22 protein-coding genes are annotated in these 25,223 nt (G+C 70.5%); 9 read left to right on the top strand and 13 right to left on the bottom strand.

Annotated features, from left to right (window positions below; all coding sequences use genetic code 11):
- Nucleotides 1-111: 111 nt before the first annotated feature.
- A complete protein-coding gene (locus AB0H78_RS22420; protein ID WP_363236269.1) occupies nt 112-1,680 on the bottom strand; it encodes a PucR family transcriptional regulator in 1,569 nt (522 codons plus the stop codon).
- Nucleotides 1,681-1,766: 86 nt separating this feature from the next.
- A complete protein-coding gene (locus AB0H78_RS22415) occupies nt 1,767-4,112 on the bottom strand; it encodes an ATP/GTP-binding protein (RefSeq protein WP_363236268.1) in 2,346 nt (781 codons plus the stop codon).
- Between the two features lie 452 nt (nt 4,113-4,564).
- Here AB0H78_RS22415 and gabT point away from each other — a divergent pair, with 452 nt between their 5' ends.
- Both gabT and AB0H78_RS22405 read left to right on the top strand, forming a co-directional pair.
- Nucleotides 4,565-5,896 carry a 4-aminobutyrate--2-oxoglutarate transaminase gene (gabT, locus tag AB0H78_RS22410; RefSeq protein WP_363236267.1) on the top strand — a complete coding sequence of 444 codons (1,332 nt, stop codon included), beginning with the start codon at nt 4,565-4,567 and terminating at the stop codon, nt 5,894-5,896.
- 127 nt (nt 5,897-6,023) lie between these two features.
- A complete protein-coding gene (locus AB0H78_RS22405) occupies nt 6,024-6,836 on the top strand; it encodes a phosphatase PAP2 family protein (RefSeq protein ID WP_363236266.1) in 813 nt (270 codons plus the stop codon).
- On the opposite strand, the gene AB0H78_RS22400 is transcribed toward AB0H78_RS22405, so the two are convergent.
- From AB0H78_RS22400 to AB0H78_RS22365, 8 genes are all read right to left on the bottom strand, one after another.
- On the bottom strand, nt 6,787-8,592 hold the full coding sequence (locus tag AB0H78_RS22400) for a glycoside hydrolase family 18 protein (RefSeq protein ID WP_363236265.1): 1,806 nt from the start codon (nt 8,590-8,592) through the stop codon (nt 6,787-6,789). The genes AB0H78_RS22405 and AB0H78_RS22400 overlap by 50 nt on opposite strands.
- Before the next feature lie 87 nt (nt 8,593-8,679).
- On the bottom strand, nt 8,680-9,159 hold the full coding sequence (locus tag AB0H78_RS22395) for a hypothetical protein (RefSeq protein ID WP_363236264.1): 480 nt from the start codon (nt 9,157-9,159) through the stop codon (nt 8,680-8,682).
- Between the two features lie 163 nt (nt 9,160-9,322).
- Nucleotides 9,323-10,744, bottom strand: coding sequence for an FAD-dependent oxidoreductase (locus AB0H78_RS22390; RefSeq protein WP_363236263.1), 1,422 nt, complete (start codon nt 10,742-10,744; stop codon nt 9,323-9,325).
- Nucleotides 10,745-10,768: 24 nt separating this feature from the next.
- Nucleotides 10,769-11,572, bottom strand: a complete 804-nt coding sequence (locus tag AB0H78_RS22385) for an ABC transporter permease (protein ID WP_363236392.1) — start codon at nt 11,570-11,572, stop codon at nt 10,769-10,771.
- 5 nt (nt 11,573-11,577) lie between these two features.
- Entirely contained in the window at nt 11,578-12,510 is a 933-nt protein-coding gene (locus AB0H78_RS22380; RefSeq protein WP_363236262.1) for an ABC transporter permease, read from the bottom strand.
- Nucleotides 12,507-13,649, bottom strand: coding sequence for an ABC transporter ATP-binding protein (locus tag AB0H78_RS22375; RefSeq protein WP_363236261.1), 1,143 nt, complete (start codon nt 13,647-13,649; stop codon nt 12,507-12,509). The genes AB0H78_RS22380 and AB0H78_RS22375 overlap by 4 nt, the downstream gene beginning before the upstream one ends.
- 35 nt (nt 13,650-13,684) lie before the next feature.
- Complete coding sequence (locus AB0H78_RS22370) at nt 13,685-14,935, bottom strand: spermidine/putrescine ABC transporter substrate-binding protein (protein ID WP_363236260.1); 1,251 nt, start codon at nt 14,933-14,935, stop codon at nt 13,685-13,687.
- A gap of 18 nt (nt 14,936-14,953) precedes the next feature.
- Nucleotides 14,954-16,459, bottom strand: a complete 1,506-nt coding sequence (locus AB0H78_RS22365) for a gamma-aminobutyraldehyde dehydrogenase (protein WP_363236259.1) — start codon at nt 16,457-16,459, stop codon at nt 14,954-14,956.
- Nucleotides 16,460-16,633: 174 nt separating this feature from the next.
- Here AB0H78_RS22365 and AB0H78_RS22360 point away from each other — a divergent pair, with 174 nt between their 5' ends.
- Nucleotides 16,634-17,182, top strand: coding sequence for an NADAR family protein (locus tag AB0H78_RS22360; protein WP_363236258.1), 549 nt, complete (start codon nt 16,634-16,636; stop codon nt 17,180-17,182).
- Nucleotides 17,183-17,369: 187 nt separating this feature from the next.
- On the opposite strand, the gene AB0H78_RS22355 is transcribed toward AB0H78_RS22360, so the two are convergent.
- Complete coding sequence (locus AB0H78_RS22355) at nt 17,370-18,077, bottom strand: DUF4190 domain-containing protein (protein ID WP_363236257.1); 708 nt, start codon at nt 18,075-18,077, stop codon at nt 17,370-17,372.
- A 108-nt stretch (nt 18,078-18,185) separates the two neighbouring features.
- Here AB0H78_RS22355 and AB0H78_RS22350 point away from each other — a divergent pair, with 108 nt between their 5' ends.
- The 4 genes from AB0H78_RS22350 to AB0H78_RS22335 all read left to right on the top strand — a co-directional run bounded on the left by AB0H78_RS22350 (nt 18,186) and on the right by AB0H78_RS22335 (nt 22,043).
- Nucleotides 18,186-19,217 (top strand): adenosine deaminase, encoded by a 1,032-nt coding sequence (locus AB0H78_RS22350; RefSeq protein WP_363236256.1) that lies wholly within the window; start codon nt 18,186-18,188, stop codon nt 19,215-19,217.
- A gap of 35 nt (nt 19,218-19,252) precedes the next feature.
- On the top strand, nt 19,253-19,936 hold the full coding sequence (locus AB0H78_RS22345; protein ID WP_363236255.1) for a glycerophosphodiester phosphodiesterase family protein: 684 nt from the start codon (nt 19,253-19,255) through the stop codon (nt 19,934-19,936).
- A gap of 145 nt (nt 19,937-20,081) precedes the next feature.
- Nucleotides 20,082-21,254, top strand: coding sequence for a serine hydrolase domain-containing protein (locus tag AB0H78_RS22340; RefSeq protein WP_363236254.1), 1,173 nt, complete (start codon nt 20,082-20,084; stop codon nt 21,252-21,254).
- A gap of 12 nt (nt 21,255-21,266) precedes the next feature.
- Complete coding sequence (locus AB0H78_RS22335; RefSeq protein WP_363236253.1) at nt 21,267-22,043, top strand: SDR family oxidoreductase; 777 nt, start codon at nt 21,267-21,269, stop codon at nt 22,041-22,043.
- Nucleotides 22,044-22,096: 53 nt separating this feature from the next.
- Here AB0H78_RS22335 and AB0H78_RS22330 read toward each other — a convergent pair whose 3' ends face one another.
- Both AB0H78_RS22330 and AB0H78_RS22325 read right to left on the bottom strand, forming a co-directional pair.
- The gene (locus tag AB0H78_RS22330; RefSeq protein ID WP_363236252.1) at nt 22,097-22,630 is read right to left on the bottom strand and encodes a hypothetical protein; all 534 of its coding nucleotides are present in this window, start codon (nt 22,628-22,630) and stop codon (nt 22,097-22,099) included.
- Between the two features lie 57 nt (nt 22,631-22,687).
- The gene (locus AB0H78_RS22325) at nt 22,688-23,311 is read right to left on the bottom strand and encodes a MarC family protein (protein WP_363236251.1); all 624 of its coding nucleotides are present in this window, start codon (nt 23,309-23,311) and stop codon (nt 22,688-22,690) included.
- A gap of 130 nt (nt 23,312-23,441) precedes the next feature.
- Here AB0H78_RS22325 and AB0H78_RS22320 point away from each other — a divergent pair, with 130 nt between their 5' ends.
- Both AB0H78_RS22320 and AB0H78_RS22315 read left to right on the top strand, forming a co-directional pair.
- Nucleotides 23,442-24,011, top strand: a complete 570-nt coding sequence (locus tag AB0H78_RS22320) for a TetR/AcrR family transcriptional regulator (protein ID WP_363236250.1) — start codon at nt 23,442-23,444, stop codon at nt 24,009-24,011.
- A 31-nt stretch (nt 24,012-24,042) separates the two neighbouring features.
- Complete coding sequence (locus AB0H78_RS22315) at nt 24,043-25,203, top strand: SGNH/GDSL hydrolase family protein (RefSeq protein ID WP_363236249.1); 1,161 nt, start codon at nt 24,043-24,045, stop codon at nt 25,201-25,203.
- Nucleotides 25,204-25,223 lie beyond the last annotated feature (20 nt).

Below are 25,223 nucleotides of genomic sequence, written 5' to 3'. Positions count from 1 at the left end.
TGGCGCGCGTTTGTCCGGGGTGGAGTGGTGGCCGTGGCGGACTTGCCGATCCGGCAGGGGGCGTGGGGCGCGCAGGGTGGGGCGGGCCGGGGGCTGCGCCCCCGGGGACGTTCAGCTCGTCGGCGTCGACGTCGCCTTCAGCGCCAGCCACAGCTCCATGCGGACATCCGCATCGTCCAGCGAGCGGCCCAGAATCTCCTCCACCCGCCGCATCCGGTACCGCAGCGTGTGCCGGTGCACCCCCAGGTCCGCGGCGGCCGCGTCCCACTGGCCGTGGTGCGAGAGCCACGCGCGCAGCGATTCGACCAGGTCGCCCCGGCCCTTGGCGTCGTGTTCGTGGAGCGCCCTGAGCATCCCGTCGGCGAAGGCCCGTACCGCGTCGTCGGCGAGGAGCGGGAGGACCGATCCTGCCGCCAGCTCGTCGTGCTCGACCAGGACGCGGCGCCGGCGGCGGGCGACGGAGAGCGCCTGTTCGGCCTGCTTGAACGCCGACGCCGTGGCGATCGGGCCCGCCGGGGCCGACTGCCCTATGACCACCTCGTCCGCTTCCGGGGCGTCGTCGGAGGAACCCCGGCGCCCTTCGAGCACCTCGGCATACGTGGCGACGGCCTCGACGACCGCGCCCTCGTCCGCCGCGAGGATGACCAGACGGTTCCCGTCGGGCACCGCGAGGACCGCCTCGCCGGCCCGTGAGGCCCCCGATTCGAGGGCGTCGGTCAGTTCCGCCAGGACCGCCGGGTCCGCGCACTCGGCGATGAGGATGCGGAAAGGCGCGTCGAGGAGCCCGTTGTAGAGGTCACCTGCCACCCCGCGCGCATGGTCGGGCTGGCCCGCGAGGAGCATCCGCAGGATCGCGGCGCCGAGCCGCTGCTCGGCGTCCTGCAGGGAGCGTGAGCGCTCGGTGGTGAGGGTCAGCAGGGCGATCGCGGAATGTACGGCGTACCGCTCGGCGGTGCCCAGCGGCGCCCCCGTCCCCACGGCCAGCGCGCCGCGCGCCCGGCGCCCGGTGCCCAGCGACTGGAGCTCCACCCGGTCCTCCGAGCCGCCGACCACCGCGCTCGCGGGCGTGGGCCGCTCGCGCAGTCGCTCCACGTCGGCGGTCAGGCGGCCGGCCCGCCGCGCCGCCCAGTCGGGGGCGGCCGCGACGACCGCGCCCGACGCGTCGTACAGCGCCGCCCAGCCGTCGATGTGCGCGGCGAGGCGGGCGAGCAGGTCGCCGGGGCCGTTGCCGCTCAGGGCGGCCCGGGTCAGTTCGCGCTGGGCCTCGAAGCCGGCGGTCACCGAGCGGTACTGGTCGGCGGCGATCGCGGCCGAGACCGCCTTGCTGATCGCCAGAAACGGGGTGCGCCGAGGCACCTCCAGGAGCGGCAGCCCCTCCTCCTCCGCGGCGGTGACCAGGGCCTCGGGGATGTCCTCGTACGTGACGCCGACGGCGAAGCCGAGTCCGACGACCCCGGCTCCGACCAGCCTCTTCACGTACCGCCGCATCGCCTCGGGATCCTCGGCGTTGAGCGTCATCGCCGTGACGAGGAGCAGCTCCCCGCCCTCCATGTACGGCACGGGGTCGGCGAGCTCGCTGACGTGCGCCCAGCGGACCGGGGTCTCCAGCCGCCCCTCCCCCGCGCGCACGGTCAGCTTGAGCGCGGAGTGGTGGACGAGGGAGGCAAGGGTGGGCGGCACGGGGCGGAACCTTCGGGTGGGGGTGCGCCGTTCCGTATGAACTGCACACCTCGATTCTGCCAGGAAGGCAGAATCTCCCCAACCGGTCAGCTGTGAAGATCCACGAGCAGCGGCGGCGCGTGCTCGCCCCGTACGGTCGTCAGCGAGAGCACGGCGTGCCCCGCCGGCACCTCGCGGGCCAGGTCGGAGGCCGACCAGCGCTCGCGCTCGACCTTCCGTACGGTCACCGCGTCCGTCGTGACGGCCTTGCCCGTGACCAGCTTGCGCACCGCGTGCACGGCGCGGGTGAGCGGCTGGTCGGCGAAGACGGTGTGCTTGGCGACCTCCGTCGTCTCCACCCACTCGGTGCCCCAGGACTGTGCGAAGAGCCGCCCGTCCCAGGTGGTGACCCCGGAGAAGGCCATGTGGCAGCCGGCCGATCCGAGCAGCTGCGTGTGCAGGTTCTCGGGTACGTCGCCGAGCGCGCGCAGTGTCAGGAGCACTCCGGCGTTGGCGTTCCGCAGGCGCTGCAGGGCCCGGACCGACTCGGCGGTCACCGCGTGCGTGGCGTCGTCGATCACCAGGAAGGCGAAGAGCGAGCGGTCGCGGCGGGCGGGCGCTCCGGCGGTGAACTGGGCCAGGACCAGACGGGTCAGCAGATGGGCGGCCTCGGGGTGGGCCCGCTCGGGCAGGTCGATCCGGGCCCGCAGCGGGTGTTCCAGGGTGCGCAGCGAGAAGGGGCGGGTGTCCCCGCTCGTGTCGAAGAAGTCCGCGAAGGCGGGCCGGTCGAGGACGGCCACGCGGTCGGCCAGGGCGAGGGCGGGGTCGCCGGGGTTGGCGAACTGCCGGGCACGGGCGTCGAGTTCGCGGAGGTGGGGGCTGTCGGCGGGCAGGTGCCTGCGCAGGTCGTCGAGGGCCGCGGGGGTGGCGTCGAGGAGTTCGCGCAGGACGGGGACGGCCGGGAAGTGGCCGTGGGCGGCGCGGTAGGGGCCGAGCAGCTGGGCCAGCGCGCTCTGGGCCCGGCGCGCGTCGATGTCGGGCAGGTCGCCGACGAGGGCCTCGGCGAGCAGGGCGGCGGCCTCGTCGGGGTCGGTGGTGCCGCCGTACAGGTCGAGGTCGTACGTGGAGGCCGGGTCGCCCGGCTTCACCACCACGTCGTACCCCTCGTCGGGGCCCAGCGGGGTACCCGCCGCGCAGACCGCGACGACGGCGGCCTGTCCGGCGAGGGCCTGGAGGGCGAGCGACTCGACCACGGGGCGTACGAGAAGGCGGGTCTTGCCCGCGCCGGAGGGGCCGACCGCGAGCAGCGAGGCGCCGAGCGTGCCGGGGTCCACGGCGGAGCCCGCGCCGCGGCGGGCGGCCGGATTGCGGTCGAGGTCCGCGTACCGGCCGAGCCGCACCTGGGAGGTGAGCAGGTCGTGCGTGGCGGCGCGGGCGGGCAGGTCCCGGTCGCCGGAGGGGTGGGGGCAGGCCTGGTCGCCCTGGCGCAGCACCGCGTCGGTGAAGGCCGGAAGCCGGGAGGGGTCGGCTTGAACGGAGTCCCAGGCCCGCCGGATCCGTACACAGTCAACGTCGTTCATGTGCCCGGAGTTCCCGTCGGCGACGAGGCGGTCGGCGGCCGCGGGAAGCCCTGCGGCGCGCAACTGGGGCCAGTCCGCGGGGTCTTCGCCGGGTTGCTGCTGGGGGGCGGCGGGGGTTTTGGTTCCTCGGCGGAGGTCCGCTGCGAGCGTCAGCCAGCCGCCTGCCCGGGCGATCGGCCAGAGGATCAGCGCCGAGCCGATGAGGTGGTAGACGGTTCCGAACGTTTCGACGTTGTCCCTGGTCTGCTCGGCGTCGGCGGTGAACAGCCAGGACTTGGGGGTCAGTCCGAGTGCGAGGTTGTCGAAGGGGAGCAGGTCGTCGGCGCGTACGAAGAACCAGACCAGGATCGCGGCCACCAGGGCGGTGCGCAGGGCGCGGGCGGGCTGGGCGTGGTCGACGGCGTACCGGCGGAAGACCTCCCGCCAGTTGCCGAGGCGGGCGAAGCCGACGATCACCAGGGCGGCCACGAGGCTGTTGTAGACGGCGAGCGCGGTGATCGCGGCGGTGGGGCGCTCCAGGCCCCACCAGTCGGTGGGGGTGACGAGCTCCAGGAGGATACGGCTGTGGGGGACGTAGCCGTTGCGCCACAGGGACCAGACCAGGGCCGCGGCCAGGAACGCCACGACCGCTCCGCCGATCAGGGCGCGGGCCGGGACGCGGTCGGGGTCGGCGTCGGGGCGCGGGCGGTGTCCGTACCGCCAGAGTCCGGGCTCCGGCGCGGCCCGGGGGGTCCTGAGCCAGTCGGTCAGGGCGGGGTGGGGCGGGGAGGCCGGGGCGTGAGTGGGGGGCGGTGGGACTGCGGGGGGACCGGCGGGGCGGGGGACGGGGGTGGCCCGGGTCCCGCGTGCGTCGTGGGTGCCCTCGGTGTCCATGCTTCTCGCCCCTCCGTCTGCGTGCGCGACCTCTCAATCTAGTGCCCAGCCTGGCGAGTTCGCCGTCGTGAGGGAAGGTGTGGCGGGTTGCGGCCGGGGTGCCTGCGGCGCCGTTCCCCTACCCGCCCCTTCCCGCTGTGACATTTCGCGGCTTCGCCGCGTGGCGAGGGCAAGCCCCGGCTCGCACGTCCGGGCGTGACCAGACAGGCTGGAATGTGCCGGTGTCGCATCCGAACGGACCGGAAGCGGCCATTGAGCAACCCCCACAACGTCGGCCACCTCCGCGAAAGCGGCGGCGGTTTAGCCGCAAAACCAGCCCCTTTGGACAACGACACGCCCCCACCACTACCAACCGGCGCATGCCCGACCCCCGCTCCCGCCCCTAGCCTGCGAAGAAGAAGCCAGAAGCAGCAAAGCGTCCGATACACCCCCAGGTCCCCCAGGAGTCCCCCATGACCGCTCTCCCGCAGGAGCGACGCGTCGTCACCGCCATCCCCGGCCCGAAGTCGCAGGAGCTGCAGGCCCGTCGTACGGCCGCCGTCGCCAGTGGCGTCGGGTCCGTGCTGCCGGTCTTCACGACCCGCGCGGGCGGCGGCATCGTCGAGGACGTCGACGGCAACCGGCTGATCGACTTCGGGTCCGGCATCGCCGTGACCTCGGTCGGATCCTCCGCCGAGGCCGTCGTGCGCCGGGCGTCCGCGCAGCTCGCGGACTTCACCCACACCTGTTTCATGGTCACGCCGTACGAGGGCTACGTCGAGGTCTGCGAGCTCCTCGCCGAGCTGACCCCCGGCGACCACGCCAAGAAGTCGGCCCTCTTCAACTCGGGCGCCGAGGCCGTCGAGAACGCCGTCAAGATCGCCCGTGCGTACACCAAGCGCCAGGCCGTCGTCGTCTTCGACCACGGCTACCACGGCCGCACCAACCTCACCATGGGCATGACGGCGAAGAACATGCCGTACAAGAACGGCTTCGGCCCGTTCGCCCCCGAGATCTACCGCGTCCCGGTCGCCTACGGCTACCGCTGGCCGACCGGCCCGGACAACGCAGGCGCCGAGGCGTCCGCCCAGGCCATCGACATGATCAACAAGCAGGTCGGCGCGGAGAACGTCGCCGCGATCATCATCGAGCCGGTCCTCGGCGAGGGCGGCTTCATCGAGCCCGCCAAGGGCTTCCTGCCCGCCATCGCGCAGTTCGCCAAGGACAACGGCATCGTCTTCGTCGCGGACGAGATCCAGTCCGGCTTCTGCCGCACCGGCCAGTGGTTCGCCTCCGAGGACGAGGGCATCGTCCCCGACCTCATCACCACCGCCAAGGGCATCGCGGGCGGCCTGCCGCTCGCCGCCGTCACGGGCCGCGCCGAGATCATGGACGCCCCGCACTCCGGCGGCCTCGGCGGTACGTACGGCGGGAACCCGGTGGCCTGCGCCGCCGCGCTGGGCGCGATCGAGACGATGAAGGAGCTCGACCTCAACGCGAAGGCCAAGCGCATCGAGGAGCTCATGAAGGGGCGCCTCGCCGCCATGCAGGAGAAGTTCGACATCATCGGCGACATCCGCGGGCGCGGCGCCATGATCGCCATCGAGCTGGTCCAGTCCGGCACCAAGGACCCCAACCCGGCGGCGACCGCGGCTCTGGCCAAGGCTTGCCACGCCGAGGGTCTGCTGGTCCTGACCTGTGGCACGTACGGAAACGTCCTCCGCTTCCTGCCCCCGCTGGTGATCGGCGAGGACCTTCTCACCGAGGGTCTGGACATTCTCGAGCAGGCTTTCTCGGGCGTCTGAGGCGCGAGCGAAACCGCACTGTGACCTTCAGTAACGGTCAGAGCGTGTGAAGACCCTGTGGGGGGCCGATGGCGGGATCGAGATCCGGCTGTCGGCCCCCCTGCTCTCTGGCGTACGGTTTCTGCAGATGAGAGAAACACCCCGCCCGCAGGGGACTGCGGGCGATTCCAGGCAGGGGCCTCCCCAGTTCCAGCCTGGTCGTGCCTTCGCGCACACCACCGGAGCCTCGCGCTCCGGGGATCCTCACCGATCGGATGGCCGCCCGCCCCACACCCCCCGGGGCGCGCGGCACACCGATCCAGCCCTTCGCTCCGGAACAACCCCCCCTGATCCGGAGCGAAGGGCTCCTCTCGTTCTCCTCCCCGCACTCTGCGTAGCGCTCTTCGCGCTGATCGGCTGGCAGGTCGCCTCCCACGGACCGCTGCGCCGCCTCGACGAGCGCGTCGACGCCTCGGTCGTCGGCCGCGGCCCCTCCTGGCTGACCCAGCTCCTCGCCGACCTCGGCAATGTGCAGGTCGCTCTTCCCGTCCTTCTCGCCGCCATGGCGTACGCGGCCTGGCGCGGAGCGCGCGCCCCTGTCCTTGCCGCCGGGCTGGCGATGGCCGTGACCCCCGCCCTGGTCGTCCCGCTGAAGGACTGGATCGCCCGCCCCGGCCCGCTGACGACCGAGACGGGCTACTTCCCCTCGGGGCACGCCGCGACGGCGATGGTGGCCTTCCTCGGGGCGGCGCTGCTGATCTCCCCGTATCTGCCGGGAAGTTGGCGCGGAGCGGCGATGCCCGCCGCCGGGGTGCTGACCGCGGCGACGGGCCTCGGGCTGGTGCTGCACGGGTATCACTGGCCGCTCGACGTGCTGGGCAGCTGGTGTCTGTGCGGGGCGCTGCTGAGCGTCAGCTCCAGTTGTACGCGTCGAAGTTCTTCGAGAACTCCTGGTTGTTGAAGCGGTCCCAGTTGACGGACCAGGTCATCAGGCCGCGCAGCGCGGGCCAGCTGCCATGGGTCGCGTACGCACCGCAGTCCGTCTTCTTGGTGAGACAGTTCAGGGCCTTGGTGACCTCGGCGGGTGCCGTGTAGCCGTTGCCCGCGTTCGTCGAGGCCGGCAGGCCGATCGCCACCTGGTCGGGGCGCAGCGCCGGGAAGATCTTCGTCTGGTCGCCCGCCACCGGGAAGCCCGTGAGCAGCATGTCGGTCATGGCGATGTGGAAGTCCGCGCCGCCCATGGAGTGGTACTGGTTGTCGAGACCCATGATCGAACCCGAGTTGTAGTCCTGGACGTGCAGCAGGGTGAGGTCGTCGCGCAGGGCGTGGATCACCGGGAGGTAGGCGCCGGCGCGCGGGTCCTGACCGCCCCAGGGGCCCGATCCGTAGTACTGGTAGCCGAGTTGGACGAAGAAGGTCTCGGGCGCCATCGTCAGGACGAACTTCGAGCCGTACTTCGCCTTGAGGGTCTTGACCGCCGAGATCAGGTTCACCACGACCGGCGTCGTCGGGCTGCGGAAGTCCGTGTCCCCGGTGTTCAGGGAGAGCGAGTGGCCCTCGAAGTCGATGTCGAGGCCGTCCAGGCCGTAGTCGTCGATGATCTTCGAGACCGAGGACACGAAGGTGTCCCGGGCCGCCGTCGTGGTCAGCTGGACCTGGCCGTTCTGGCCGCCGATCGAGATCAGCACCTTCTTGCCCGCGGCCTGCTTGGCCTTGATGGCCGCCTTGAACTCGGCCGCGGACTCGACGGTCGGGCACTCCGTGACCGGGCAGAGGGAGAAGCGGATGTCGCCGGAGGTGACGGAGGTCGGCTCGCCGAAGGCCAGGTCGATCACGTCCCAGGAGTCGGGCACGTCCGCCATGCGCGTGTAGCCGGAGCCGTTGGCGAAGCTGGAGTGGAGGTAGCCGACCAGGGCGTGGGCCGGGAGGGCCCCGTTGCCTCCACCACCGCCGCCGCCCGTCGCGCTCGTCGTCGCGGTGACCGCGGCGGACTTCGGGGATTCGCCCGCGGAGTTGGCCGCGGCGACCTGGAAGCTGTACGCCGTGGAGGCCGTCAGGCCGGTCACCGTGGCCGAAGTGCCGCTCGCCGTCGCGACCTTGGTGCCGCCGCGGTAGATCGCGTACGAGGTCGCACCGCTCGCCGCGCCCCAGGAGAGGTCCACGCTCGTGGAGGTGACCGTGCCCGCCTTCAGGCCCGTGGGGGCCGCGGGTATCTGCGCCGGGGTGCCGCCGGGGCCGACCAGGGTGAGGTCGTCGGCGCTGTAGGCGGGGGTTCCGTACCAGCCGTGCGTGTAGATCTGCACGGAGGTCGTGGACGCGCCCGTCGTGAAGCTCGTGGTCAGCTGCTGCCAGCCGGTCGCCGACTGCGTCCAGGTGTTGACGTCCGTGGTCCCGGTGCCGGTGGCGCCGAGGTAGACGTAACTGCCCTGCACCCAGCCGCTGAGGGTGTACTTGGAGTTCGGCTGGACCGCGACGGTCTGCGCGCACTGCGCGTAGTCGCTGCCCGCGGGCGTCGCCCTGAGGGCGGAGGTGCCGCTGCGGACGGGCGAGGTGACCGCGGAGCCGTTCGTACAGCTCCAGCCGTCCAGGCCCGATTCGAACCCTCCGTTACGTAGCTGGTCCGCATCCGCGGCCTGCGAAGCCTGCGCCGTGGCGACGATTCCGCTTGCGGCCAGGGCGGCCGAGGCGAGCAAAGCCAGAAGTCTGGGGCGATCCACAACTGCCTCCGGGCATGGGGGGATTGATGTGGTGAAACGCGCCACAACATGGTCCAGACCAATCCGGTTGTCAAGACCTCTGGCGGATCATCGCCTTCCACCGACCCCGTCTCCCCCGTCATTCCTGGCGATTTGGGACGCCGCCTCGTGCATCGCGAGCTCCAGGAGCGCGGGATCGGTGAGCGTGCCGTTGCCGTCGGGGAGGACCAGCCAGCGCACCCCGCCGGTCGAGCGTCCCGGATACGGGACCACGATCCAGGTGCCGCGGCCCGCTCCCCGCACCCCCGTGCCGACCCACCGCGCGGCCGTTCCCGGCGGCACGAAGAAGCCCATCCGGGCGTCGCCGAAGTCGGCCAGGACCGGGCCCGGCCGGTCGATCAGGCGGGTGAGGACGTCCAGTGTCGGATAGCCGAGCTCGCCGGGGAGGATCAGCACGTCCCAGAGCCTGCCGGCGGGAAGGAGAGCGACCCCCAGAGGGTTGCGCTCCCATTCCCACCGGCAGGCGTCCGGATCCGGTGCCACCGACGCCAGCCACTCCACCGCGGTCTTTGCCTCCGAGCCGCTCATCGCTCGGCCCTCCATCCAGTCCAGGTACGCGAATACGGTGCGTGCACTGGGTGAGAGCAGGGTGGGCGCGGATCATTACGCGGGTTCTGCTACTTGTTGGTAGTGAACTGGGTCACACCATGATCAGCGGTTGTGCGCCGGGGCGTGAACCGGGCGGCACGGCTCAGGAGTCGAAGCCCAGACCGGCCTTGTCCATGGCCTTCAGCCAGAGGTTGCGCCGGCCGCCCTGCGCGTCCGACCTGGCCAGGGACCACTTCGTGAGGCCGATGCCCGCCCAGGCGAACGGCTCCGGCGGGAACGGCAGCGGCTTCGTACGCACCATCTCCAGCGCGGTGCGCTCGGTCGGTACGCCGGAGAGCAGGTCCAGCATCACGTCCGCGCCGAAGCGCGTCGCGCCCACGCCCAGGCCGGTGTATCCGGCCGCGTAGGAGACCTTGCCGCCGTGCGCCGTACCGAAGAAGGCGGAGAAGCGCGAGCAGGTGTCGATCGCACCGCCCCAGGCATGGCTGAAGTCGACCTCCGCGAGCTGCGGGAAGGCGGTGAAGAAGTGCTCCGCCAGCTTCAGATAGGTGGCAGGGCCGTGGTCGAGATCGGCGCTCATCCGGCCGCCGTACGGATAGACCGCGTCGTAGCCGCCCCACAGGATGCGGTGGTCGGCGGTGATGCGGAAATAGTGGAACTGATTCGCGCTGTCGCCCAGGCCCTGACGGTTCTTCCAGCCGATGGAGGCCAGTTGGTCCGCCGTGAGCGGCTCGGTCATCAGCGCGTAGTCGTAGACGGGCACGGTGTACGGACGGACCCGCTTGACCAGCGAAGGGAAGATGTTGGTGCCCAGCGCGACCTGGCGGGCACGGATCCTGCCGTACGGGGTACGGACCGCCATCCCCGCGCCCGCGCCGGCCAGATCCAGGGCGCGGGTGCGCTCGTAGATCCGTACGCCCAAGGACAGGCACGCCTGCTTCAGGCCCCAGGCCAGCTTGGCGGGGTGGAGCATCGCGACGCCCCTGCGGTCGTGGAGCCCGCCGAGGAAGGTCGGGGAGTCGACCTCCGCGCGGACCGCGTCCCGGTCGAGGAGTTCGAGGCCGGTGAAGCCCAGCGCGGAGACCTCGGCGTGGAACTCCCGCAGCTCCTCGACCTGGTGGGGCTGCGTGGCCACGTCGATCTCGCCGGTGCGCTCGAAGTCGCAGTCGATGCCGTAGCGCCTGACCGCCTCCTCGATCGCGTCCAGGTTCTCTTCGCCCAGCGCTTCCAGCTTGTGGATCTCGTCCGGCCAGCGGGCGATGCCGTTGGCCAGGCCGTGGGTGAGCGATGCGGCGCAGAAACCGCCGTTGCGGCCCGAGGCGGCCCAGCCCACCTCGTGGCCCTCGATCAGGACGACGTCCCGCTGCGGGTCGCGTTCCTTGGCCAGGAGCGCGGTCCACAGACCGCTGTAGCCGCCGCCGACGACGAGAAGGTCGCAGCTCTCCTCTCCCGTGAGGGCCGGGAGGGTGTCGGGCTTTCCCGGATCCTCCAGCCAGAAGGAGACCGGGCGGGCCTCGGAAAGGGATCGTGCGGCGGACGTACTGCGCATGGCAACTGGGGCCATGTCTTCCAACTCCCTCAGGGAACTTTAGGGTTTCGCGCTGTTCTTCTGCCGGCTGTTGCTGAGCAGCTGCGCGGCGAGGACCACCAGTACGGCAATGATGAACATCGCCGTGCCGATGACGTTGATCTGCACCGGCGTGCCGCGCTGTGACGATCCCCAGACGAACATGGGGAAGGTCACCGTCGAGCCGGCGTTGAAGTTGGTGATGATGAAGTCGTCGAAGGAGAGCGCGAAGGAGAGCAGCGCGCCTGCGGCGATTCCGGGGGCGGCGATGGGGAGCGTGACCCGTAGGAACGTCTGGACCGGACCCGCGTAGAGGTCACGGGCCGCCTCCTCCAGGCGCGGGTCCATCGACATCACGCGCGCCTTGACCGCCGTCACCACGAAGCTCAGGCAGAACATGATGTGCGCGATGAGGATCGTCCAGAAGCCGAGCTTCGCGCCCATGTTGAGGAAGAGCGTCAGCAGGGACGCCGCCATGACGACCTCGGGCATCGCCATCGGCAGGAAGATCAGCGAGTTGATCGCGCCGCGCGCCTTGAAGCGGTAGCGGACCAGCGCGAAGGCGATCATCGTGCCCAGCACGGTCGCACCCAGCGTCGCCCAGGCCGCGATCTGCAGCGACAGGGAGAGCGAGTCGCACATGTCGGCGACACCGCAGGGGTCCTTCCAGGCGTCCAGGGAGCCTTCCTGCCAGGCGTAGTTGAAGCGCCCTTTGGGTTTGTTGAAGGAGAACACCATCACGACGATGTTCGGCAGGATCAGATACGCGAGCGTGATCAGGCCCGCGATGGTGATCAGGTTGCGTCGGAGCCAGCGCAGAAGCATCGACATCAGACCAGGTCCTCCGTTCCGGCGCGGCGGATGTAGACGGTGACCATGGCCAGCACGATCGCCATGAGGATGAAGGAGAGCGCGGCCGCCGTCGGATAGTCGAGGACGCGCAGGAACTGCGACTGGATGACGTTGCCGACCATCTTGGTGTCGGTGGAGCCGAGCAGTTCGGCATTCACGTAGTCGCCGCTCGCCGGGATGAAGGTCAGCAGCGTTCCGGAGACGACACCCGGCATGGAGAGCGGGAAGGTCACCTTGCGGAAGGTCGTCGCGGGGGTGGCGTAGAGGTCGCCCGCCGCCTCGTGGAGGCGTCCGTCGATGCGCTCCAGCGAGGTGTAGAGCGGCAGGATCATGAAGGGCAGGAAGTTGTACGTCAGCCCGCAGACCACCGCCATGGGGGTGGCGAGGACCCGGCTGCCGTCCGTCCAGCCGATCGCGCTGGTGACGTCCAGAATGTTCAGCGAGTTCAGTACGTGCACGACCGGCCCGCCGTCGGCGAGGATCGTCTTCCAGGCGAGGGTGCGGATCAGGAAGCTCGTGAAGAACGGCGCGATCACCAGGATCAGCACCACATTGCGCCAACGGCCCGCCTTGAAGGCGATCAGATACGCGAGCGGGTAGCCCAGGATCAGGCACAGGACGGTGGCCGTCCCCGCGTACAGCAGGGAGCGGATGAACTGCGGGTAGTACTCCTGGAAGGCGTCCCAGTACGTCTGGAAGTGCCAGGTGACCTGGAAGCCCTTCTCCAGCGAGCCGGTCTGCACGGAGGTCGACGCCTGGTAGACCATCGGCAGCGCGAAAAAGATCAGCAGCCAGACGATACCGGGCAGCAGCAGCCAGTACGGGACGAGCTTGCGGCGCAACAGGGGCTTGCGCACGGGGAGTTCAGGGGTGGGGGCGGCGGCCGGAGACTTCTCCGTGAGCGTGCTCACGCCGCCTCCTCCGTGCCCGCGTCGATGTCCTGGGCGGCGTCGAGACCGAAGGTGTGCTCGGGGTTCCAGTGCAGGATCACCTCGGCACCGGGGGCCAGGCGGCTGTCGCGCTCGACGTTCTGTACGTACACCTCCAGCTCGGGGCAGACCGGGCTGTCGATGACGAACTGCGTGGAGACGCCGATGAAGCTGGAGTCGGCGATGCGCCCCGGGATGCGGTTGCGGCCCTCGGGGATCTGGTCCGCGTCGTCCGCGTGGGCCAGGGAGATCTTCTCGGGGCGTACGCCGACGAGGAGCTTGCCCCCGCTGCTCGGCACGGACGAACATCGCTGCGCGGGCAGGCGCAGCTTGGCGCCGGAGGCCGCCACCGTGATGTCGGAGCCGGTCTCGACGACCTCGGCCTCGATGAGGTTGGAGGTGCCGAGAAAGTTGGCGACGAAGGTGGTGTTCGGGTTCTCGTAGAGGTCGGCGGGCGCGCCCAGTTGCTCGACCCGGCCGCCGTTCATCACCGCGACCGTGTCGGCCATGGTCATGGCCTCCTCCTGGTCGTGGGTGACATGGATGAAGGTGATGCCGACCTCGGTCTGGATGCGCTTGAGCTCCAGCTGCATCTGGCGGCGCAGTTTGAGGTCGAGGGCGCCCAGCGGCTCGTCGAGGAGCAGGACCTGCGGGTGATTGATGAGCGCGCGGGCGACGGCGACGCGCTGCTGCTGGCCGCCGGAGAGCTGGCTCGGCTTGCGGTGGGCGAAGTCACCGAGCTGGACGAGCTCCAGCATGTCGTCGACCTGCTTCTTCACCGACTTGATGCCGCGCCGGCGCAGACCGAAGGCGATGTTCTCGGTGACGTTCAGGTGCGGGAAGAGCGCGTAGGACTGGAAGACGGTGTTGACGGGCCGCTTGTACGGCGGCAGGTCGGTGACGTCCTTGTCGCCGAGGAAGACCGTGCCGGTGGTGGGGTCCTCCAGGCCGGCGATCATCCGCAGCGTGGTGGTCTTGCCGCAGCCCGAAGCGCCGAGGAGCGCGAAGAAGGAGCCCTGCGGGACGGTGAGTTCGAGCGGGTGCACGGCGGTGAAGGAGCCGTAGGTCTTGCTGATGCCGGTGAGGCGGACGTCGCCGCCCTCGGTCGGGTTCTTTTGCATGGGTGCGGTCCCGGATTCGTTGAAGGAAGGGCGGGTCAGGCGCCGATGAGCTTGGCGAACTTCTCTTCGTACGACGTCTCTTCCGTGCTGCTCAGCGAGCGGAAGGAGTGCGACTTCGCGGCCATCGCCTTGTCCGGGAGGATCAGGGTGTTGGAGGCGAGGCTCGGGTCTATCTTGGCGAGCTCGTCGTGGACTCCGTCGACGGGGCAGACGTAGTTGATGTACGCGGCGAGCTGGGCTGCGACCTTGGGCTCGTAGTAGTAGTCGATGAGCCGCTCGGCGTTGCGCTTGTGCCGTGCCTTCGCGGGGACGAGCAGGTTGTCCGAAGAGGTGAGGTAACCGGCCTTCGGGATCGTGAACCTGATGTCCTTGTTGTCGGCCTGCAGCTGGATGAGGTCACCGGCCCAGGCGACGCAGGCGGCGAGGTCGCCCTTGTCGAGGTCGGAGGTGTAGTCGTTGCCCGTGAAGCGGCGTATCTGCTTGGAGTCGACGCCCTTCTGCAGGCGGGCTATCGCTGCGTTGTAGTCGTCGTCGGTGAAGGTGCGGGGGTCCTTGCCCATGTCGAGCAGGGTCATGCCGACCGAGTCGCGCATCTCGGTGAGGAAGCCGACGCGGCCCTTGAGCGCCGGATCGTCGAGCATCTGCGAGATGGAGTCGACCTTCTTCCCGCCGGTCGCCTTGATGTTGTACGCGATGACCGTGGGGATGCCGGTCCAGGGGTAGGAGTAGGTGCGGCCCGGGTCCCAGTCGGGGCTGCGGAACTGGGCCGAGAGGTTGGCGTACGCGTGCGGGAGGTTCGCGGCGTCCAGCTTCTGGACCCAGCCGAGCCGGATCATGCGGGCGGCCAGCCAGTCGGTGAGGACCATCAGGTCGCGGCCGGTGTCCTGGCCTGCCGCGAGCATCGGTTTGACCTTGCCGAAGAACTCGACGTTGTCGTTGATGTCCTCGGTGTATTTGACCTTGATGCCGGTGCGCGCGGTGAAGGCCTCCAGGGTCGGACGGTGCTTTTCGTCCTCGCTCACGTCCATGTACTCGGTCCAGTTGGAGAAGGCGATCACCTTCTCCTTGGCCGAGTGGTCGTCGGAGGCCTTCGCGGTGTCGTTCTCCCGCTGGGCCGCGGGGATGCCGCAGCCGCTGAGAGTCGCCAGCCCGCCGAGGGCGAGGGCGCCCCCGCCCGAGGCGCGCAGCAGCGAACGGCGGGTGAGTGCGCCCCGGCCGCTGCGCAGACTGCGCTGCATGGCGGCCAGTTGGGCCGGGGAGAGGCGCTCGGTCTCGTACTGCTCCATGGGCTGTCTGCCCTTCCTCTATCGGTCCCCGAAGATCGTGCGGTGCCAGTCCTTGCGGGCGACCGCGGTGTTGTCGTACATCACGTGCTTGACCTGCGTGTACTCCTCGAAGGAGTACGCCGACATGTCCTTGCCGAAGCCGCTGGCCTTGTATCCGCCGTGCGGCATCTCGCTGATGATCGGAATGTGGTCGTTGACCCAGACGCAGCCCGCCTTGATCTCGCGGGTGGCGCGGTTGGCGCGGTAGACGCCGGTGGTCCAGGCGGAGGCGGCGAGGCCGTAGGGGGTGTCGTTGGCGAGGGCGATTCCTTCGTCGTCGGTGTCGAAGGGGAGGACCACGAGGACGGGGCCGAAGATCTCGGACTGGACGATCTCGCTGTCCTGGGAGGCGCCGGTGACGAGGGTGGGGAGGTAGTAGGCGCCGTTGTTCTCGGGGGCCTCGCCGCCGGTGACGATCGTCGCGTACGCACGTGCGCGGTCCACGATGGCGGCGACGCGGTCGCGGTGGGTGTGGGAGATCAGCGGGCCGAGGTCGGTGTCCGGGGCGAAGGGGTCGCCGACGCGGACGTCTTCCATCAGCTCGGCGACGCCGCTGACGAAGGCTTCGTAGAGCGGGCGCTGGACGTAGGCGCGGGTGGCGGCGGTGCAGTCCTGGCCGGTGTTGATGAGCGATCCGGCGACGGCGCCGTGGACGGCGGCCTCCAGGTCGGCGTCGTCGAAGACGACGAACGGGGCCTTGCCGCCGAGCTCCAGGTGGATGCGCTTGACGGTCGCGGTGGCGATCTCGGCGACGCGCTTGCCGACGGCCGTCGATCCGGTGAAGGAGGTCATGACGACGTCGGGGTGCGCGACGAGGTGTTCGCCCGCCTCCTTGCCGAGGCCGGTGACGATGTTGATCACACCGTCCGGAATGCCCGCCGCGGTGGCCGCCTCGGCGAAGAGGAGGGAGGTCAGCGGGGTGATCTCGGCCGGCTTCAGGACGATGGTGTTGCCTGCGGCGACCGCCGGGAGGATCTTCCAGGCGGCCATCTGGAGCGGGTAGTTCCAGGGTGCGATGGAGCCGACGACACCGATGGCCTCGCGCCGTACGTACGAGGTGTGGTCGCCGCTGTACTCCCCGGCCGACTGGCCCTGGAGGTGGCGGGCGGCCCCCGCGAAGAAGGCGGCGTTGTCGACGGTGCCCGGCACGTCGAACTCGGTGGAGAGCTTGACGGGCTTCCCGCACTGCAGGGACTCGGCGTACGCGAACTCCTCTGCGCGCTCGGCGAGTACGGCGGCGAACCGGTGCAGGGCGTCTGACCGCTCGCCGGGGGTGGCCCCCGACCAGCCGGGGAACGCGGCGCGGGCGGCGGCGACGGCGGCGTCCACGTCGGCGGGCGAGGCGAGTTCGTAGGTGTAGATGCTCTCGCCGGTCGCCGGGTTCACGACGTCGTGCGTACGGCCCGAAGTGCCGCTCCTCAACTGTCCGTCGATGTACTGTGCGCCGGCCGCGAAGCGGTCCTTCACCTGGAAGCGGTTGCCCATCGTGCTCTCCGTAGCTCCAGCTCGATTTGAGTGCCGATCCTGACAGAGGCACACTTCGCCAACAAGTGATTCCGTTGTTGCCTTTTGGTTACGCGACGGATTCGGTCGACCATGTGTCGCGTCAGCCTCGAAATCCACGACGAAGTGTCAGTGGCGACTGCCAGACTCGCGTGCATGGGGAAGATCGAGGAACTGACGGCGCAGGTCAGCGCGGGCGAGAAGATCAAATATCTGCACTTCTGGGGGCACACGCCGAGGGCGGACGGGGCGCTGAGCGCGAGCTGTCTTAGCCAGTGGTGGCCGTCGCCGTTCACGGTGGACGGGGTGGAGTACGCGACGGCGGAGCACTGGATGATGGCGTCCAAGGCGCGGCTCTTCGGCGACGCGGACGCGGAGCGCAAGGCGCTGGACGCGGCGAACCCGGCGGTGGCGAAGAAGGCCGGGCGGCTGGTGAAGGGCTTCGACGACGCGGTGTGGGTGCGTGAGCGGTACGAGATCGTGGTCGAGGGCAGCGTGCACAAGTTCGGCGCGGACCCGGGTCTGCGGGACTATTTGCTGGCCACGGGCGAGCGCGTGCTGGTGGAGGCGAGCCCGATGGACCGGATATGGGGCATCGGCCTGGCGGCGACGGACGACCGCGCGCAGGACCCCGCGCGGTGGCGGGGGCTGAATCTGCTGGGGTTCGCGCTGATGGATGCGAGGGCGCGGCTGCGGGGTTCCTAGCCTGGGGTGGGCCGCTGGGGCCCCCTCGACTGGCTGGAGGGGGCTGGCGCGGGGTTTGGGCTTGCCGGTGTCGCATCCGGACGCACCGGAGGCGGCCATTGAGCAACCCCCACCCACGCCAGCCACCTCCGCGAGAGCGGCGGCGGATTAGCCGCAAAGGGGCGCGGAGCCCCCGGGACGCCGTTCGCTACCTGGCCACCGTCAGCGAGATCGACGTCTGGTACGAGTTGTCGAACGGATCGTCGTTCGAGTCGTAGTCGTCGTTCGCGACCGCCCAGATGATGAAGCCCAGGACCACCGCGCTGATCACGATGCCGATGCTCCCGGTGATGATCCCGGCCAGCGCCATCCCGCCGTTGTTCGCCTCGCCCCGGTTGGCCCGCTTACGGCCGAGGATCCCGAAGATCAGCGCGAGCACGCCCAGGATGATCCCGATGCCCCAGGCACAGAAGATCACCACGGAGAGGATGCCGAGCACCATCGCGGCGATGCCGTATCCGTTCTGCGGCTGCTGCTGCATCGTGTTCCAGCCGCCCTGGCCCGCATACCCCGGGTATCCGGGGTAGCCGGAGCCCGGGTAGCCGCCCGGCGCCTGGGGGGCACTCGGGTACGACGGGTATCCGTAGGCGGGCGGCTGCGGCTGTCCAGGCCCGTTGGGACCCATCGGCGGCGGCGGTACGGCACCCGGCTGCGGCTGACCGGGCCCGGGGTACCCGGGACCGGGCTGCGCGGGACCCGGCTCGGCGCCGGGCATCGACGAGACCGTCGGCTGGTTGTGCACCGGGTTGCCCGCGGGCGCCTGTGGCTTCTCCAGCGGAACTTTCCGCTCCGGAGGGGCCCAGGGGTCCCTTGGAGGATTCTGATCCCCCGGTGGCTGCTGTGCATTGTCTGACATGGGCCTCCCCCATCCTCGGTTGGTCATGCTAGGTCCTGCGGTCGCAGGCCGAGCCCCCGCCTACGATGATCCCCGACCTACCTGCCCCACCGCATCCCGGAGGACCCGATGACCGACCTCGACCTGCACCCTTTCGTCGCAGGCCTGCCCAAGGCAGAGCTGCATGTGCACCACGTCGGCTCGGCCTCCCCCCGCATCGTCGCCGAGCTGGCCGCGCGCCACCCCGACTCCAAGGTCCCCACCGACCCCGAGGCGCTCGCCGACTACTTCACTTTCACCGACTTCGCGCACTTCATCCAGGTCTATCTCTCCGTCGTGGACCTGATCCGCACCCCCGAGGACGTCCGGCTGTTGACCTACGAGGTCGCCCGTGACATGGCCCGCCAGAACATCAGGTACGCGGAGCTCACCATCACCCCGTACTCCTCGACCCGCCGCGGCATCCCCGAGGACGCCTTCATGGACGCGATCGAGGACGCCCGCAAGGCGGCCGAGGCCGAACTGGGCGTGATATTGCGCTGGTGCTTCGACATCCCCGGCGAGGCCGGCCTGGAAGCCGCCGAGGAGACGGCCCGTCTCGCCGTCGACCTGCACCCTGAGGGCCTGGTCTCCTTCGGTCTCGGCGGGCCCGAGATCGGCGTACCGCGCCCGCAGTTCAAGCCGTACTTCGACCGCGCGATCGCCGCCGGTCTGCACTCCGCCCCGCACGCGGGCGAGACGACGGGCCCCGAGACGATCTGGGACGCCCTCACCCACCTCGGCGCCGAGCGCATCGGCCATGGCACCAGTGCCGCCCAGGACCCCAAGCTCCTCGCGCACCTCGCCGAGAACCGCATCGCGCTCGAGGTCTGCCCGACCTCCAACATCGCGACGCGCGCCGTGGCCACCCTCGACGAACACCCCATCAAGCAGATGGTGGACGCCGGGGTCCTGGTCACCATCAACAGCGACGACCCGCCCATGTTCGGCACCGACCTCAACAACGAGTACCTGGTCGCCGCCCGGCTCCTGGACCTCGACGAGCAGGGTCTCGCCGCCCTCGCCAAGAACGCCGTCGAGGCGTCCTTCCTGGACGAGGCGGGCAAGGCGAAGCTGGCCGCGGAGATCGACACGTACACCGCCGACTGGCTCGCGAAGTAGGGCATCCGCGGCAGGCAGCCCCGACAATGGGCCGCATGCGCACCGTCACTGCCGTAGGCCACCGCGGCGACCCGTACCGCGTCCGTGAGAACACCCTCCCCTCCCTGCGTTCGGCGCTGGGGAGGGGAGCGGGCGCGGTCGAGATCGACGTCCGGCTCACCCGCGACGGCGTCCCCGTCCTGCTCCACGACCGGACCCTGGAGCGCCTCTGGGGGCACGACCGCCCCCTCTCCCAGCTCTCCGCCGCCGAGGTCCGCGGGCTGACGGGCGGCGGGGTCCCCACTCTCCCGGAGGCGCTGGCCGCCACGGACGGCCACCGCCTGATGATCGACCTTCCCGGTGCGGACGAGAAGGCGGTACGCACCGTGGTCGGCGCCGTCCACGAGCACGGGGCGGCGGACCGCGCGTACTACTGCGCGGGCGCCGCCACCATGCTGATGGTCCGCGCCGCCGACCCCGGCGCCGAGATCGCCATGACCTGGACGTCCGTCGCCCCACCGCGCCACGTGCTCGTGGACGCGGTGAAGCCGCGCTGGCTCAACTACCGCTTCGGCCTGGTCACTTCGGACCTCTGCGACCGCGTCCACCACGACGGCCTGCTGGTCTCCGCGTGGACCGCGGACACGAAGCGGACCATGCGCCGGCTGATCGACCGCGGCGTCGACTCGATCACCACCAACCGCGTAGAGGCACTGGCCCGAATCCTCCCCGCCAACTGACCTGCCCCTAGGGGCGGTTCCCCCACATTCCTTCGGGGCGGCACCGGCCATGAGGATGATCACGGGATGCGCCGGCTTCAGCAGGATGACTCATGTCCGTACGACAGCCGTACGAGAGCCGTCCACCTCCGGAGTGAAGCCACCGATGAAGACCCGCAGCCGTACCGCCCTGATCGCCGCCACCGTCGTCCTCGGCCTGGCAGCAGGCACCGCCGCCCCCGCCCTCGCCTTCGCCGACTCCCCCGCCGCGATGTCCGCACGGCACGGCGGCCCCGACGCGGCAGCCCTGCGCGCGGCGATCGCCGGGCTGCCCGCCTCGGACGCGACGGCCGCGCTGGTACGGGTCGGAGGCACCAAGGGGAGCTGGCGCGGGAGTGCAGGGGTGCACGACCTGGCCTCCGGGAGGGCCGCCGACCCGGACGGGCGCGGCCGGGTCGGCTCCGTCACCAAGGTCTTCACGGCCGCGGTGGTCCTCCAGCTCGCCTCCGAGCACAGACTGAGCCTCGACCGGCCCGTCCGCGGCTACCTCCCCGACCTGATCCCGGCCGCGTACGAGCACGTCACCGTACGGCAGTTGCTCAACCACACCAGCGGTCTGCCCTCCTCCGACGGCGCGGGCGACACCCCCGAGGAGTGGTACCAGCACCGCTTCGACGTCTACACCCCGCAGCAGCTCGTGGCCTCGGCGACCGCCAAGCAGCCGCTCTTCGCGCCCGGCACCCAGCAGAAGTACGACAACATCGGCTACACGGTGGCCGGCCTGCTCATCGAGCGGATCACCCATGACACGTACGAGAACCAGGTCACCCGCCGGATCATCAACCCCCTTGGCCTGCACGGCACTTCGCTCCCCGACGGCGACACCCACATCCATGGCCCGCACAACCGCGGCTACCAGGCCTACGAGCGCCCGGACGGCACGAGCGAGCTGCGCGATGTGACGGCCTGGGGCCAGACCTCGGCCTGGGCGGCGGGCGACCTCATCTCCACCACCGCCGATCTGGAGCGTTTCACCCAGGCGCTCTTCCGTGGCCGGGTGGTGCGCGGACCGCTGCTCGAAGAGATGTTCACGCTGCCGAAGCTTCGGTCGGGCACGTCCGAGTACAGCGCGGGGCTCTCCGCGCTGACGCTCGGCGGGCGCCAGGTCTGGGGCAAGACGGGCGGCCGCTACGGCTACAACGCGGCCATCGCGGCGACCCGCGATCTCTCCACGACCCTGGTGTACAGCGTGAATTCGACGGACGCCAAGGGCGACGGCATGAACCCGACCGCGATGAAGATCGTGGTGGCCGCCTTCGGGGCCCCGCCCGCCTCCTGACATGCTGCTTTCATGGACACACCCGCAGCTTTCCTGGAAAGCCAGTTCGGTCTCACCGGCCGTACGGCACTGATCACCGGCGGCAATTCGGGCATCGGCCTGGAGATCGCCCGGGCCCTGGCAGGCGCCGGAGCCCGGGTGATCCTGCTGGCCCGCAACGAGGCCCGCCTCCAGGAGGCCGCGACGGCGCTGAAGCCCGCAGATGTGTCCTGGATCAGCGCGGACCTCGCCTCACGCGCCGAACTGCACGCCGCGGCCGACGAGGTGGAGTCGCGCTTCGGCGCCCCCGACATCCTCGTGACCTCGGCGGGCGTCAACCCCCGCCCGCCGATGGACGAGCTCACCGAGGACGACTGGGACACCACCCTCGCGGTCAACCTCACCGCCCCCTTCCTCCTCGGCCAGCGCTTCGGCCCGGGAATGGCGGCGCGCGGCTGGGGACGGATCATCCACCTCGCCTCGCAGCAGTCCATCCGCGCCTTCGGCAACAGCGGGGCGTACGGGGTCTCCAAGGCCGGCATCTGCGCCCTGACCCGCTCGCAGGCGGAGGCCTGGTCGCGTCACGGCGTCAGCGTCAACGCGATCGGCCCCGGCTTCGTACGCACCCCGCTCACCGAGCCGGTCTTCACCACGCCGGACCGCCCGCAGGCGCTGGCGGACCGCACGATGATCGGCCGCAACGGCGAGGTCACCGACTTCACCGGGCTCGCGGTGTTCCTGGCGAGCGACGCGGCGCGCTTCGTCAACGGTCAGACCGTCTTCGCCGACGGCGGCTTCTCCGTCACCTAGCAGCTCAGGGCGGCCTCGGCCCGGAGTCCCTGGCCGAGGCCGCCGAGCATGTTCTACGCGGCCGGGACCTCGACCCGCGCGGGCCGCCACTCCCCGGCCACCGCTTCGAGCCGCTTGATCTTCCGCCACACCACATACAGCGGCAGGACTCCGAAGATCCCGAAGGACATGTCGATGACGGTCCACCAGAAGGGAATTCCGCGGATCGGCCCGCAGATCAGGGCGAGCGGCACGATGCCGGCGCACGCGATCATCCCGAACTCGATGACCCAGATGTTGCGGACCGGGTCGCGGAAGGGGCCGAGGAAGGCCACCGCGATCACCAGGTGGGCGAAGGCCAGCCAGTCGGTGCCGTAGAGGACGAACGGATACTTCGCGTCGGTCTCGTCGAGCCCCAGGCGCACCCGGTGGATCCACTCCCACAGTCCGGGCAGGTGTTCGGGGACGGAGAGTGCCTTCAACGCGCTTTCGGTCCAGTGGAGTTCATGGACCAGCGGGAAGGCCGTCGCCCCGCTCAGGATCAGACAGACCACGAACAGGATCAACCACGCGCGTATGCCCCTCAGCAGGGCGTTCCCCTCGCTCATGCCCCGCAGCGTACGCCGGGCTTTACCGGTCCTTTACGCCACCCCGCCCCCGCCTCCTCACCGCGCGATCCCGGCCACTCCCAGGTCCGAGAGCCCGTCGAGGACCAGGTCGACACCGACCGCGGCGAGCAGCAGCCCGAGGAGACGGCTGAGGAGTTCGATGGTGGTGTGGTGGGTGTTGCGCAGGACTCGGTCGAGGATCAGTACGCAGACCAGGTCGAGGGCGATCACCGTGACGTACGCCCCCACCACGGTGGACCGCCAGGAGAACGAGCCGCGCGCCGCCGCCTCGATGATCACGGCGGTCATGGCGAGCGGGCTCACGACGTACGGCATGAGCAACTGCCGTACGCCGCTGACGAGATCGGGCCCGTCCTGGCCCTCGACGGCAGGGCCGAAGTGCAGCCCGAGGACCAGCCCGACGGCATAGATGAAGAAGATGACGCCGCCCGCGATCTGCAGGGCCGGGGTGCTGATGTGGAAGAGCTGGAGCAGCCACGGCGCGGTGAGCCCGGTGACGAGGCCGACCACGACGGCCAGGCCCGAGGAGACCAGCGCGATCGTCCGCAACTGGCGCGGCGGGTGGTACTGCGCGAGGTCCGCGAAGGAGAGCAGCACCTTGGGCGGGCCGACGACGGAGAAGAAGGCGATGAATGCGGCGGAATAGGTCAGAGCGGTCACGCATCGCATCCTCACGCAGACCACGGCGGACAACGACGAAGACCGGCGCGACAGGCCCCGCTCATTTGCCTAAACACTTTAGGCAGATGCATAATCGTTTAAGGAACACGACAGGAAGGCGAGGGCATCCATGGCACGCGCAGGACTGACCACGGAGCGCCTGGTCCGGGCCGGGGCGGAGCTGGCCGACGAGATCGGCTTCGACCAGGTGACCGCATCGGAGCTCGCCCGACGGTTCGACGTCAAAGTCGCGAGCCTGTACTCCCACGTGAAGAGCTCAGGGGACCTCAGGACCCGGATCGCCCTGCTCGCACTGGAGGAACTCGCCGACCGGGCGGCCGAAGCCCTGGCCGGACGGGCCGGCAAGGACGCCCTGGCCGCCTTCGCCAACGCCTACCGCGACTACGCCCGCGAGCACCCGGGCCGCTACGCCGCGGCGCAGCTCCGCCTCGACCCGTCGACGGCGGCGGCGAGCGCCGGGGCCCGGCATGCGCAGATGACACGCGCGATCCTGCGCGGCTACGACCTGGCAGGACCCGACGAGACCCATGCGGTCCGGCTCCTCGGCAGCGTCTTCAGCGGCTACATCGGCCTGGAGTCGGCCGGCGGCTTCAGCCACAGCGCCCCCGCATCGCAGGAGACCTGGACCTGGATCGTCGATCACCTCGACTCCATGCTGCGCAGCCTGTCCGCGCCCTGACCCCCACCGCGCACCTCACGGAGACGACACCATGAACACCGAGCCCAACTGGACCGCCACACCCCTCACTTCGGACATCCTGCGCGGCGCCCTGGACCTGGAGCGCACCGCGCACGGCGTCCTGCCGCACCGGCTGCCCGCCCGGGCCCGCGCCCAGTGCACCGACGGGCAGCTCGCGATGGTGGAGGCCCAGCCCTCCGGCGTCCGGCTCTCCTTCCGTACACGGGCCACCGCCGTCGAGTTGGACGCACTGCCCACCAAGCGGTTCTACGTGGGAGCACCGCCGCGCCCGGACGGCGTGTACGACCTGCTCGTCGACGGCCGCCTGGCCGGCCAGTCCTCCGCGAGCGGCGGCAACCTCCTCACCATCGACATGACCGCCGGCACCGCCGAGTTCGAGCAGGGGCAGGCGGGCACCGTACGGTTCACCGATCTGCCCGCCGGCGAGAAGGACGTCGAGATCTGGCTGCCGTACAACGAGACCACCGAACTGCTCGCCCTGCGCACCGACGCCCCCGTCGAGCCGACGCCCGACCGGGGCCGCAAGGTGTGGCTGCACCACGGCAGTTCGATCAGCCACGGCAGCGAGGCCGCGAGCCCCACCACCATCTGGCCCGCGCTCGCCGCCTCCCGCGCCGGTGTGGAGCTGATCAATCTGGGCTTCGGCGGCAGCGCGCTGCTCGACCCGTTCACCGCCCGCGCGATGCGCGACACCCCCGCCGACCTGATCAGCGTCAAGCTCGGCATCAACCTGGTCAACATGGACCTGATGCGGCTGCGCGCCTTCGGCCCCGCCGTCCACGGCTTCCTCGACACGATCCGCGACGGCCACCCGACCACGCCGCTGCTGGTCGTCTCGCCCCTGCTCTGCCCCATCCACGAGGACACCCCGGGACCCAGCGCCCCGGACTTCAGCAGCCTGGGCGAAGGGCAGCTGCGGTTCGTGGCCATGGGCGATCCGGCGGAGACGGCCGCCGGAAAGCTGACGCTCCAGGTCATCAGGGAGGAACTGGCCAGCATCGTGGAACAGCGCTCGGCCGAGGACCCCCACCTGCACTACCTCGACGGCCGCACCCTCTACGGCGAGGCCGACGCCGCCGAACTGCCGCTGCCCGACGCACTCCACCCGGACGCGGCCACCCACCGCCGCATCGGCGAACGGTTCGGCGCGCTGGACTTCCTGGCCGGCTGACGTGTTCTTCGGGGCCCGCC

The organism is Streptomyces sp. NPDC050738 (genome assembly GCF_040654175.1).
Taxonomy (GTDB): domain Bacteria; phylum Actinomycetota; class Actinomycetes; order Streptomycetales; family Streptomycetaceae; genus Streptomyces.
This window is presented reverse-complemented; position numbering and strand designations above follow the sequence as displayed.

Excerpts from the sequence above, each read along its gene's own strand:
- gabT (WP_363236267.1), top strand. The coding sequence starts at position 4,565 with ATGACCGCTCTCCCGCAGGAGCGACGCGTCGTCACCGCCATCCCCGGC.
- AB0H78_RS22345 (WP_363236255.1), top strand. The coding sequence starts at position 19,253 with ATGCGCACCGTCACTGCCGTAGGCCACCGCGGCGACCCGTACCGCGTC.
- AB0H78_RS22385 (WP_363236392.1), bottom strand. The coding sequence starts at position 11,572 with ATGCTTCTGCGCTGGCTCCGACGCAACCTGATCACCATCGCGGGCCTG.
- AB0H78_RS22360 (WP_363236258.1), top strand. The coding sequence starts at position 16,634 with ATGGGGAAGATCGAGGAACTGACGGCGCAGGTCAGCGCGGGCGAGAAG.
- AB0H78_RS22415 (WP_363236268.1), bottom strand. The coding sequence starts at position 4,112 with ATGGACACCGAGGGCACCCACGACGCACGCGGGACCCGGGCCACCCCC.
- AB0H78_RS22365 (WP_363236259.1), bottom strand. The coding sequence starts at position 16,459 with ATGGGCAACCGCTTCCAGGTGAAGGACCGCTTCGCGGCCGGCGCACAG.
- AB0H78_RS22330 (WP_363236252.1), bottom strand. The coding sequence starts at position 22,630 with ATGAGCGAGGGGAACGCCCTGCTGAGGGGCATACGCGCGTGGTTGATC.
- AB0H78_RS22395 (WP_363236264.1), bottom strand. The coding sequence starts at position 9,159 with ATGAGCGGCTCGGAGGCAAAGACCGCGGTGGAGTGGCTGGCGTCGGTG.
- AB0H78_RS22335 (WP_363236253.1), top strand. The coding sequence starts at position 21,267 with ATGGACACACCCGCAGCTTTCCTGGAAAGCCAGTTCGGTCTCACCGGC.
- AB0H78_RS22340 (WP_363236254.1), top strand. The coding sequence starts at position 20,082 with ATGAAGACCCGCAGCCGTACCGCCCTGATCGCCGCCACCGTCGTCCTC.
- AB0H78_RS22370 (WP_363236260.1), bottom strand. The coding sequence starts at position 14,935 with ATGGAGCAGTACGAGACCGAGCGCCTCTCCCCGGCCCAACTGGCCGCC.
- AB0H78_RS22390 (WP_363236263.1), bottom strand. The coding sequence starts at position 10,744 with ATGGCCCCAGTTGCCATGCGCAGTACGTCCGCCGCACGATCCCTTTCC.
- AB0H78_RS22315 (WP_363236249.1), top strand. The coding sequence starts at position 24,043 with ATGAACACCGAGCCCAACTGGACCGCCACACCCCTCACTTCGGACATC.
- AB0H78_RS22375 (WP_363236261.1), bottom strand. The coding sequence starts at position 13,649 with ATGCAAAAGAACCCGACCGAGGGCGGCGACGTCCGCCTCACCGGCATC.
- AB0H78_RS22355 (WP_363236257.1), bottom strand. The coding sequence starts at position 18,077 with ATGTCAGACAATGCACAGCAGCCACCGGGGGATCAGAATCCTCCAAGG.
- AB0H78_RS22320 (WP_363236250.1), top strand. The coding sequence starts at position 23,442 with ATGGCACGCGCAGGACTGACCACGGAGCGCCTGGTCCGGGCCGGGGCG.
- AB0H78_RS22405 (WP_363236266.1), top strand. The coding sequence starts at position 6,024 with ATGAGAGAAACACCCCGCCCGCAGGGGACTGCGGGCGATTCCAGGCAG.
- AB0H78_RS22350 (WP_363236256.1), top strand. The coding sequence starts at position 18,186 with ATGACCGACCTCGACCTGCACCCTTTCGTCGCAGGCCTGCCCAAGGCA.